The organism is Streptococcus mitis NCTC 12261, assembly GCF_000148585.2.
Lineage (GTDB): Bacteria > Bacillota > Bacilli > Lactobacillales > Streptococcaceae > Streptococcus > Streptococcus mitis.
Genome location: NZ_CP028414.1, coordinates 1,773,839 through 1,784,717, shown reverse-complemented (window position 1 = coordinate 1,784,717; position 10,879 = coordinate 1,773,839). Strand labels below are relative to the sequence as shown.

Genomic DNA, 10,879 nt, shown 5'->3' with positions numbered 1-10,879 from the left:
ATGGTAAGAGAAATAAAACCGCATGGCCCCTTGCCTAGTCAGGACCAGCTAGCGTATTTAGGGGATGAACTAGCAGCCTTTATCCATTTTGGGCCCAATACCTTTTATGACCAGGAATGGGGGACAGGTCAGGAGGATCCTGAACGATTTAATCCGACAAGGTTAGATGCGCGGGAGTGGGTTCGCGTGCTCAAGGAAACGGGTTTTAAGAAGTTGATTTTGGTGGTCAAGCACCACGATGGTTTTGTCCTTTATCCGACAGCTCACACAGATTATTCGGTCAAGGCCAGTCCTTGGAGGAATGGAGAGGGAGATTTGCTCCTTGAAGTATCCCAAGCTGCCACGGAGTTTGATATGGATATGGGGGTCTACCTATCGCCTTGGGATGCCCACAGTCCTCTCTATCATGTGGAGCGAGAAGCGGACTATAATGCCTATTATCTGGCTCAGCTAAAGGAGATTTTATCAAATCCTGCCTATGGAAATGAAGGGAAATTTGCAGAGGTATGGATGGATGGTGCTAGAGGAGAGGGCGCTCAAAAGGTCAATTATGAATTTGAGAAATGGTTTGAAACCATTCGTGAGCTACAGGGAGATTGCTTGATTTTTTCAACAGAAGGCACCAGTATCCGCTGGATTGGCAATGAACGAGGGTATGCAGGTGATCCACTGTGGCAAAAGGTGAATTCTGACAAACTAGGAACAGAAGCAGAGCTGGACTATCTTCAGCATGGAGATCCCTCAGGTACGATTTTTTCAATCGGAGAGGCAGATGTTTCCATCCGGCCAGGTTGGTTTTACCATGAGGACCAGGATTCTAAGTCTCTTGAGGAGTTGGTCGAAATCTATTTTCACTCAGTGGGGAGAGGAACCCCGCTCCTACTTAATATTCCGCCGAATCAAGCTGGGCTATTTGATGCAAAGGATATTGAACGCCTCTATGAATTTGCGGCCTATCGCAATGAGCTCTATAAAGAAGATTTGGCTCTGGGAGCTAAGGTATCTGGTTCTGCTCTTTCCGCAGACTTTGCCTGTCACTATTTGACAGATGGCCTTAAGACCAGCTCTTGGGCAAGCGATGCAGGCTTGCCAATCCAGTTAGAACTCGACTTAGGGTCACCTAAAACTTTTGATGTAATTGAGTTAAGAGAGGATTTGAAGCTAGGGCAACGAATTGCTGGTTTTTATGTGCAAGTAGAGGTGGACGGTGTCTGGCAAGAATTTGGTACAGGCTTTACAGTTGGTTATAAGCGCCTCTTGCGAGGTTCGCTAGTAGAGGCACAGAAGGTGCGCGTGATGATTACAGAGTCACAGGATTTACCTGTATTGACAAAGATTTCACTCTATAAAACTCCTAGCTTATCAAAAACAGAAGTTGTTCAGGGGCTAGCATTTGCAGAAAAAAGTCTAGCTGTGACAAAGGGAGAGACTCTTCATTTTAGGATTGAACGTAGCGAAAGTAATACTCCTTTAGAGGCTAAGATTTCGATTCAACCAGGGACAGGTGTCCATGGTGTCGCCTATCAGGACGAGATTCAAGTTATTGAGTTTCAAGTTGGCGAGACTGAAAAAAGATTGACGCTTCCAACCTTGTATTTTGCAGGAGATAAAACCTTGGATTTCTATCTGAACCTAACGGTGGGTGGTCAGCTTCTGGATCAACTTCAAGTACAAGTTTCATAAAATAAAAGAGCCTTTGCACGATACAAAGGTTCTTTTGTCTACTAGCTAGTGACTTGGTAACCAGCTGAGGGTGAAGGTTAGTTGTTCAGCTTTTAAGAGGTCTTGATGTTGAATAGTTGATACTAGAGTTGTGTCCAGTCGGCATTCTTTGACAAAGTTGAAGTGGCTGTGGTTTTGCTCAGTATGAATATCTAGCCATTTATCTTCTTTAGCGAGATAGACTCGGAGATGGTCAAAGAGAGGGACTCCGAGATCATAGCTGGGCTTGCCTGGACAGGTTGGATAGAATCCGAGAGCCGACCAGATGTACCAGGCAGAGAGACTACCATTGTCTTCATCGCCAGGATAGGCTTGCCAGCTTGGGTGAAAGGCTTTCTGACGTAAGGTCTTGATAAGAAGGGCAGTGTAGTCAGGGTAGTTGCTGTAGCGGAAGAGATAAGGAATGTGGAAGCTAGGTTGGTTAGAAATGGCGAGTTGCCCAAAAGGAGCAGTAGCCATTTCGCTCATTTCGTGAATCTCGTAGCCATAGCCTGTTGTCTCAAAGAGGGGAGCCTCCTGACAGGCTTTTAAAAGATAGTTGCTAAAGGCTCCTTTTCCACCCATAAGCTGGATCAAGCCTGGGATATCGTGGAGGACGCCTAAAGTTGCTTGGATGGCAGAGCATTCGGCATAGTCGCGTCCCCAACTATAAGGAGAGAAGTCAGGGCGAAAGTTGCCTTGACTATCACGCGCTCGCATGTAACCTGTCTCAGCGTCAAATAGATGGCGGTAATTTTGTGATGCGGCCTTGTAGGTTTCAGCGATTTCTATTTTCCCTAGTTTTTCAGCACAGCTGGCGATACAAAAGTCGCTATAGGCATAGTCAAGGGTGTGACTGACACTTTCGTGGTGATCGGTAGAGAGGTAGCCTAGTTCTTGGTATTGGGCTAGTCCGTGACGACCATTGATGCCGAGAGGGTCGGCCTTGCTGGCTGTTTCAAGCATGGCTTGGAGGAGTTCTTCTAGGTCGGGGGCCATGTCCTTGCAGGCGCTATCGGCGATAATACCGTCTAAAAGTGTACCTGGCATCATACCCCGTTCATCTGGAGCCAGCCATTTTGGAAGAAAACCAGTATCGCGGTAGCTATTGAGGAAACCTTCTAAAAAGCGGTGGTAGTGTTCCGGTATGATAAGGGCAAAGAGGGGGAAGGTGGTGCGGAAGGTATCCCAGAAACCATTGTTGCTGAAGAGGACACCAGGCTTGACAGTTCCAGTAGCCAAATCTATGTGGATGGCTTGTCCTGATTCATCAACCTCATAAAAAGTCTGAGGAAAGAGGAAGAGTCTGTAAAGGCAGTGGTCAAAGAAGGTTCGGTCAGCTTCTCCTGTCTCTATAATGTCAAAACGATGGAGGAGATTTTCCCAATCCGCTTGCGCATTTGCTTTACAGTTATCAAAATCTTCTTGAGGTAGATTAAGCAGTGCTTGAGAAGGAGAGATGAAAGAAGTCGCTAGCTGAATCTCAGCATGGCTATCTGCTAAGTCAATTCGCCAGTCTTCGCCTTCTTGGATGATAGCAAGAATATCCGTATTCATTTGCAGGGCAGTGAACATAGTTAGTGGATTTTTGTTGGTTTCAGTTTTACCTTCTTGTCGCAGGGCAAGAGTTCGCTTATCTACTTGTTCTACTGTCAGTTCATCTGCTGCGTGAAGGTAGAGGGAGAGGGCTTTGCCTTGTTTTTGCTCTAAAAGAATAGAAGTACCGTAGCAAGTCGGTGTGAGCTGGCTTTCAATCTGATAGCGCAGGGAGAAAATTTTCAGATAATGAGGTTGGAAAGAGGCCTTATCCATATCATAGGAAGACTGACGATAGAAGAGGCTGTCTCCACCTATCTGCCCTGTGACAGGTGTCAGAAGGAGCCAAGAGTAGTCCCCAATCCAAGGACTGGGCTGGTGGGTTAGTCGAATCCCCTGAAAGATAGGCAGATGCGGATCGAAAAACCAAGAGCCCTCCTGGTCACTGGTCTGGGGTACAAAGTAATTCATCCCGAAAGGCACGCCTGTGTATGGCAGGGTATTTCCCCGAGAAAAGGCATGCTTGCTGGCAGTTCCAAAGCGGGTATCGATGGTTTCAAGTAGTGGTTTCATAGTCTTTCCTTTAGCTGTTTTTCTACATTATATCAGAAAAATATAACCTATAGAAAAGGAGTTTCAAAGATAACTATTTTGTAGAAAAATGACTATCATTTGTGTATGTATTTTCTGTCTCAAAAGCTATATACTGAAAATGAAACTTGTTTGAAAGAGGATACTGCACGATGATTTATTCAAAAGAAATTGTTAGAGAGTGGCTAGATGAAGTAGCAGAGCGGGCTAAGGACCATCCAGAGTGGGTGGATGTTTTCGAGCGTTGCTACACAGATACCTTGGACAATACGGTTGAAATTCTAGAAGATGGTTCAACTTTTGTCTTGACTGGGGATATTCCTGCCATGTGGCTTCGGGATTCGACAGCCCAACTCAGACCCTACCTGCATGTGGCTAAAAGGGATGCCCTCCTGCGTCAGACCATTGCAGGTTTGGTCAAACGTCAGATGACCTTGGTACTCAAGGATCCTTATGCCAATTCCTTCAACATTGAGGAAAACTGGAAGGGACACCACGAGACCGACCACACAGACCTGAATGGCTGGATTTGGGAACGCAAGTACGAGGTGGACTCGCTTTGCTATCCTTTGCAGTTGGCTTATCTCCTCTGGAAAGAGACTGGCGAGACTAGTCAGTTTGATGAGACTTTTGTCGCAGCGACTAAGGAAATCCTCCATCTCTGGACGGTAGAACAAGACCATAATAACTCTCCTTATCGTTTTGTCCGCGATACGGACCGTAAGGAAGATACACTGGTAAATGATGGCTTTGGACCTGATTTTGCAGTGACAGGAATGACCTGGTCAGCCTTTCGTCCGAGTGATGACTGCTGTCAGTATAGTTACTTGATTCCGTCAAATATGTTTGCTGTAGTAGTCTTGGGTTATGTGCAAGAGATCTTCGCAGCATTAAATCTAGCTGATAGCCAGAGTGTTATCACAGACGCTAAGCGCCTCCAGTCTGAAATCCAAGAAGGCATCGAAAACTACGCCTACACAAGCAACAGCAAGGGCGAAAAGATTTATGCCTTTGAAGTGGATGGTCTAGGAAATGCCAGCATCATGGATGATCCAAACGTACCAAGTTTGTTGGCTGCGCCTTATCTGGGCTACTGCGATATTGACGACGAAGTCTATCAAGCAACTCGTCGTACCATTTTGAGCCCTGAAAATCCATATTTCTACCAAGGAGAATGTGCTAGTGGACTCGGAAGTTCTCATACCTTCTATCGCTATATCTGGCCAATCGCCCTTTCTATCCAAGGTTTGACAACGAGAGATAAGGCAGAGAAAAAATTCTTGCTGGATCAGCTGGTTGCTTGCGATGGTGGTACAGGTGTTATGCACGAAAGCTTCCACGTGGATGACCCAACTCTTTATTCTCGTGAATGGTTCTCTTGGGCCAACATGATGTTCTGTGAATTGGTCTTGGATTACTTGGATATCCGCTAAGGAACACGCTTTAGCGTAACTGATTCTTGAAAAGAATCACAAATTTACATTTAAAACGTTAACAATAAAAATTTAAATTTAGAATGAGGTTTTACTTCATGGAAAATGTTGTTGTACATATTATCTCACATAGTCACTGGGACCGTGAGTGGTACTTGCCTTTTGAAAGCCACCGTATGCAGTTGGTGGAATTATTTGACAATCTCTTCGATCTCTTTGAAAATGACCCTGAGTTCAAGAGCTTCCACTTGGATGGTCAAACCATTGTCCTTGATGACTACTTGGAGATTCGCCCTGAGAATCGCGACAAAGTCCAACGATATATTGACGAAGGCAAATTTAAAATTGGTCCTTTTTACATCTTGCAAGATGACTACTTGATTTCAAGTGAAGCCAATGTCCGTAATACTCTTATCGGTCAGCAGGAGGCTGCAAAATGGGGCAAATCAACTCAGATTGGTTACTTCCCAGATACCTTTGGAAATATGGGACAAGCGCCTCAAATTCTTCAAAAATCAGGCATTCACGTGGCAGCCTTTGGTCGTGGTGTGAAGCCGATTGGATTTGACAACCAAGTTCTCGAAGATGAGCAGTTTACTTCCCAGTTTTCAGAAATGTACTGGCAGGGTGCGGACGGAAGTCGTGTCCTCGGTATCCTCTTTGCCAACTGGTACAGTAACGGGAATGAAATTCCAGTTGATAAAGATGAGGCCTTGACCTTCTGGAAACAAAAATTGTCAGATGTGCGTGATTATGCTTCGACCAACCAATGGTTGATGATGAACGGATGTGATCACCAGCCTGTACAGAAAAATCTGAGCGAAGCCATTCGTGTGGCAAATGAACTCTTCCCAGATGTAACCTTTGTTCATAGTTCTTTTGATGAATATGTCCAAGCCGTGGAAAGTGCCCTACCAGAGCAATTATCAACGGTTACAGGTGAGTTGACCAGTCAGGAAACAGACGGCTGGTACACACTTGCCAACACTTCTTCATCTCGTATTTATCTCAAACAAGCCTTCCAAGAAAATAGCAACCTCCTAGAGCAAATTGTAGAACCACTGACTATTATCACTGGGGGCCACAACCACAAGGACCAGTTGACTTATGCATGGAAAACTCTTTTGCAAAATGCGCCGCATGATAGTATCTGTGGCTGTAGCGTGGACGAAGTTCACCGTGAGATGGAGACACGTTTTGCCAAGGTCAATCAAGTCGGAAACTTTGTCAAGACTAACCTTCTTAACGAGTGGAAGGGCAAAATAGCTACAGCTAAGGCTCAAAGTGACTATCTCTTTACTGTCATTAACACAGGCTTGCATGATAAGGTTGATACTGTCAGCACAGTGATTGATGTAGCGACTTGTGATTTCAAGGAGTTGCATCCAACAGAAGGATACAAGAAGATGGCTGCTCTTACCTTGCCAAGTTACCGTGTGGAGGACTTGGATGGGCGTCCTGTAGAGGCTAAAATCGAAGATCTCGGAGCTAATTTTGAGTACGATTTACCAAAAGATAAGTTCCGCCAAGCTCGTATTGCTCGACAAGTGCGCGTGATCATCCCAGTTCACCTAGCGCCACTTTCTTGGACAACATTCCAATTGCTGGAAGGAGAGCAAGAACACCGCGACGGTATTTACCAAAACGGAGTGATTGATACGCCATTTGTAACGGTAAGTGTGGATGACAATATCACAGTCTATGACAAGACAACTCACGAAGCCTATGAAGATTTTATCCGCTTCGAAGACCGTGGTGACATCGGAAACGAGTATATCTATTTCCAACCAAAAGGAACAGAGCCAATCTATGCAGAGCTTAAGGGCTACGAGGTCTTGGAAAACACAGCTCGCTACGCTAAGATTTTGCTCAAACATGAATTGACCGTGCCTGTCAGTGCAGATGAAAAGCTAGAAGAAGAGCAAAAAGGCATCATCGAGTTTATGAAGCGTGAAGCTGGACGTTCAGAAGAATTGACAAGCATTCCTCTTGAAACTGAGATGACTATCTTCGTTGATAATCCACAAATCCGTTGCAAGACTCGCTTTACTAACACTGCCAAAGACCACCGTATCCGTCTCTTGGTCAAGACTCATAACACGCGTCCAAGCAATGATTCTGAAAGCATCTATGAGGTGGTAACACGACCAAACAAACCAGCTGCTTCATGGGAAAATCCTGAAAATCCTCAACACCAACAAGCCTTTGTCAGTCTGTATGACGATGAAAAAGGGGTGACTGTATCCAACAAGGGATTGAATGAATACGAAATCCTTGGAGACGACACCATTGCAGTGACTATTTTGCGTGCATCAGGTGAGCTAGGTGACTGGGGTTACTTCCCAACACCAGAAGCACAATGCTTGCGTGAGTTTGAAGTCGAGTTTGCGCTTGAATGCCACCAAGTCCAAGAACGCTTCTCAGCTTTCCGTCGTGCTAAGGCCTTGCAGACACCATTTACTAGCCTTCAGCTTGCTAAACAAGAAGGAAGCGTGGCTGCGACTGGTAGCCTATTGAGCCATTCTGTTATCAGCATACCGCAAATCTGTCCAACAGCCTTTAAGGTAGCTGAAAATGAAGAAGGCTATGTTCTTCGTTACTATAATATGTGTAGTGAAAATGTACGTGTACCGGAAAGTCAACATCTCTTCCTTGACCTACTTGAACGACCATATCCAGTTCATAGAGGCCTCATTTCACCACAAGAGATTCGTACAGAATTCATCAAAAAAGAAGAAATTTAATTTCAAAAAGTAAACATAAAAAGAAAGGAGGGGCGAAAAGGTAAGAACTAACTGCTGATTCGCCCCTTTTTATGGTAAAAACAATGACCATTGCAACGATTGATATCGGAGGAACTGGAATTAAGTTTGCCAGTCTGACTCCTGATGGGAAAATACTATATAAGACAAGTATCCCAACACCAGAAAACTTGGAGGACTTACTAGCTTGGCTAGATCAGCGCTTGTCAGAGCAGGATTACAGTGGGATTGCTATGAGCGTTCCAGGCGCGGTCAATCAAGAGACAGGTGTGATTGATGGCTTCAGTGCGGTGCCCTACATTCACGGATTTTCTTGGTATGAGGCGCTTAGCTCTTATCAGATTCCTGTCCATCTAGAAAATGATGCCAACTGCGTTGGACTCAGTGAACTACTAGCTCATCCAGAGCTTGAAAATGCAGCCTGTGTCGTGATTGGGACAGGGATTGGCGGAGCCATGATTATCAATGGTAGACTTCATCGAGGTCGCCACGGCCTGGGTGGGGAATTTGGCTACATGACAACCCTTGCCCCTGCTGAAAAGCTCAACAACTGGTCGCAATTAGCGTCAACTGGAAATATGGTACGCTACGTGATTGAAAAATCTGGTCAGACTGACTGGGACGGTCGCAAGATTTACCAAGAGGCCGCAGAAGGAAATACCCTTTGTCAAGAAGCTATTGAGCGAATGAACCGTAATCTGGCGCAAGGCTTGCTTAATATTCAGTATCTTATTGACCCAGATGTCATTAGTCTGGGTGGCTCTATCAGCCAAAACACAGATTTCATCCAAGGTGTCAAGAAGGCTGTTGATAACTTTGTCGAGACCTACGAAGAATACACGGTCGCACCAGTTATCCAAGCCTGCACCTATCATGCAGATGCTAATCTCTACGGAGCCCTTGTCAACTGGCTACAGGAGGAAAACCAATGGTAAGATTTACAGGACTTAGTCCAAAACAAGAGCAAGCAGTAGAGTTGCTTAAAAAGCACATTTCGCTACCAGATGTAGAGGTAGCTGTCGCTCAGTCTGACCAAGCCTCTATCTCTATCAAGGGTGAGGATGGTCACTATCAATTGACCTACAGTAAACCTCACCAACTTTATCGTGCCTTGTCCTTGTTGGTAACAGCTCTAGCAGAAGGTGATAAAGTAGAGATTGAGGAACAGGCGGCTTATGAAGATTTAGCCTACATGGCAGACTGTTCGAGAAATGCGGTGCTGAATGTGGCTGCTGCCAAGCAGATGATTGAGGTCTTGGCTCTCATGGGCTACTCAACCTTTGAGCTTTACATGGAAGACACCTACCAGATTGAAGGACAACCTTACTTTGGCTATTTCCGCGGGGCTTATTCTGCTAAGGAGTTACAGGAAATCGAAGCCTATGCCCAGCAGTTTGATATGACTTTTGTGCCATGTATCCAGACTTTGGCCCACTTGTCAGCCTTTGTCAAATGGGGTGTTAAAGAAGTCCAGGAGCTCCGTGATGTAGAGGATATCCTTCTTATCGGCGAAGAAAAGGTTTATGACCTGATTGATGGTATGTTTGCTACTCTGTCTAAACTACAAACTCGCAAGGTCAATATCGGGATGGACGAAGCCCACTTGGTTGGTTTGGGACGCTACTTGATTCTGAACGGTGTTGTGGATCGTAGTCTCCTCATGTGCCAACACTTGGAGCGCGTGCTGGATATTGCTGACAAATATGGTTTCCACTGCCAGATGTGGAGCGATATGTTCTTTAAACTTATGTCAACAGATGGCCAGTACGACCGTGATGTGGAAATTCCAGAGGAAACGCGTGTCTACCTAGACCGTCTCAAAGATCGTGTGACCTTGGTTTACTGGGACTATTATCAGGATAGTGAGGAAAAATACAATCGCAACTTCCGTAATCACCACAAGATTAGCCAAGATATCGCCTTTGCAGGGGGAGCTTGGAAGTGGATTGGTTTCACACCCAATAACCATTTCAGCCGTCTCATCGCTCTTGAAGCCAATAAAGCCTGTCGTGCTAATGATATCAAAGAAGTCATCGTAACTGGTTGGGGGGATAATGGTGGTGAAACTGCCCAGTTTTCTATTCTCCCAAGCTTGCAAATCTGGGCAGAACTCTGCTACCGCAATGACCTAGACCGTTTGTCTGCTCATTTCCAGACCAATACAGGCCTATCAGTTGAGGATTTCATGCAGATTGACCTTGCTAACCTCTTGCCAGATCTACCAGGCAATCTCAGTGGCATCAATCCCAACCGCTATGTCTTTTATCAGGATGTTCTCTGTCCGATCCTTGACCAGCACATGACACCTGAACAGGACAAACTGCACTTCGCTCAGGCTGCTGAGATGCTCGCTAACATTAAAGAAAAAGCTGGGAACTATTCCTATCTCTTTGAAACTCAGGCCCAGTTGAATTCCATTTTAAGTAGCAAAGTGGATGTGGGAAGACGCATCCGTCAGGCCTACCAAACAAACGATAAAGAAAGTCTGCAAGAAATTGCCAGACAAGAATTACCAGAACTCAGAAGCCGAATTGAAGACTTCCATGCCCTCTTTAGCCATCAATGGTTGAAGGAAAACAAGGTCTTTGGCTTGGATACAGTTGACATCCGTATGGGAGGACTCTTGCAACGCATTAAACGAGCAGAAAGCCGCATCGAGGCTTATCTGGCAGGTCAGCTGGACCGTATCGATGAGCTAGAAGTGGAAATTCTGCCATTTACTGACTTTTACGCAGACAAGGACTTCGCAGCCACAACAGCCAACCAGTGGCATACCATTGCGACAGCTTCAACCATCTACACGACATAAGAAACAAGAACACCGTGCCTTGGGCAGAGTGTTTCTCGTGAAACATC

Annotated in this window: 6 protein-coding genes; 5 read left to right on the top strand and 1 reads right to left on the bottom strand. The window is 45.4% G+C overall.

The window, feature by feature from the left end:
• Positions 1–1,683, top strand: coding sequence for an alpha-L-fucosidase (locus tag SM12261_RS09015; protein ID WP_000251212.1), 1,683 nt, complete (start codon positions 1–3; stop codon positions 1,681–1,683).
• Between the two features lie 45 nt (positions 1,684–1,728).
• Here SM12261_RS09015 and SM12261_RS09010 read toward each other — a convergent pair whose 3' ends face one another.
• Positions 1,729–3,810 carry a GH92 family glycosyl hydrolase gene (locus tag SM12261_RS09010; protein WP_000803429.1) on the bottom strand — a complete coding sequence of 694 codons (2,082 nt, stop codon included), beginning with the start codon at positions 3,808–3,810 and terminating at the stop codon, positions 1,729–1,731.
• 170 nt (positions 3,811–3,980) lie between these two features.
• Between SM12261_RS09010 and SM12261_RS09005 the strand changes: the two genes are divergently transcribed.
• The 4 genes from SM12261_RS09005 to SM12261_RS08990 all read left to right on the top strand — a co-directional run bounded on the left by SM12261_RS09005 (position 3,981) and on the right by SM12261_RS08990 (position 10,832).
• Positions 3,981–5,261, top strand: a complete 1,281-nt coding sequence (locus SM12261_RS09005) for a glycoside hydrolase family 125 protein (RefSeq protein WP_000640524.1) — start codon at positions 3,981–3,983, stop codon at positions 5,259–5,261.
• Between the two features lie 98 nt (positions 5,262–5,359).
• Complete coding sequence (locus SM12261_RS09000) at positions 5,360–8,005, top strand: alpha-mannosidase (protein ID WP_000432726.1); 2,646 nt, start codon at positions 5,360–5,362, stop codon at positions 8,003–8,005.
• A gap of 83 nt (positions 8,006–8,088) precedes the next feature.
• Complete coding sequence (locus SM12261_RS08995) at positions 8,089–8,958, top strand: ROK family protein (RefSeq protein WP_000150738.1); 870 nt, start codon at positions 8,089–8,091, stop codon at positions 8,956–8,958.
• A complete protein-coding gene (locus tag SM12261_RS08990) occupies positions 8,952–10,832 on the top strand; it encodes a beta-N-acetylhexosaminidase (RefSeq protein ID WP_000251379.1) in 1,881 nt (626 codons plus the stop codon). Before SM12261_RS08995 ends, SM12261_RS08990 begins: the two co-directional genes overlap by 7 nt.
• The last annotated feature ends 47 nt before the right edge of the window (positions 10,833–10,879 follow it).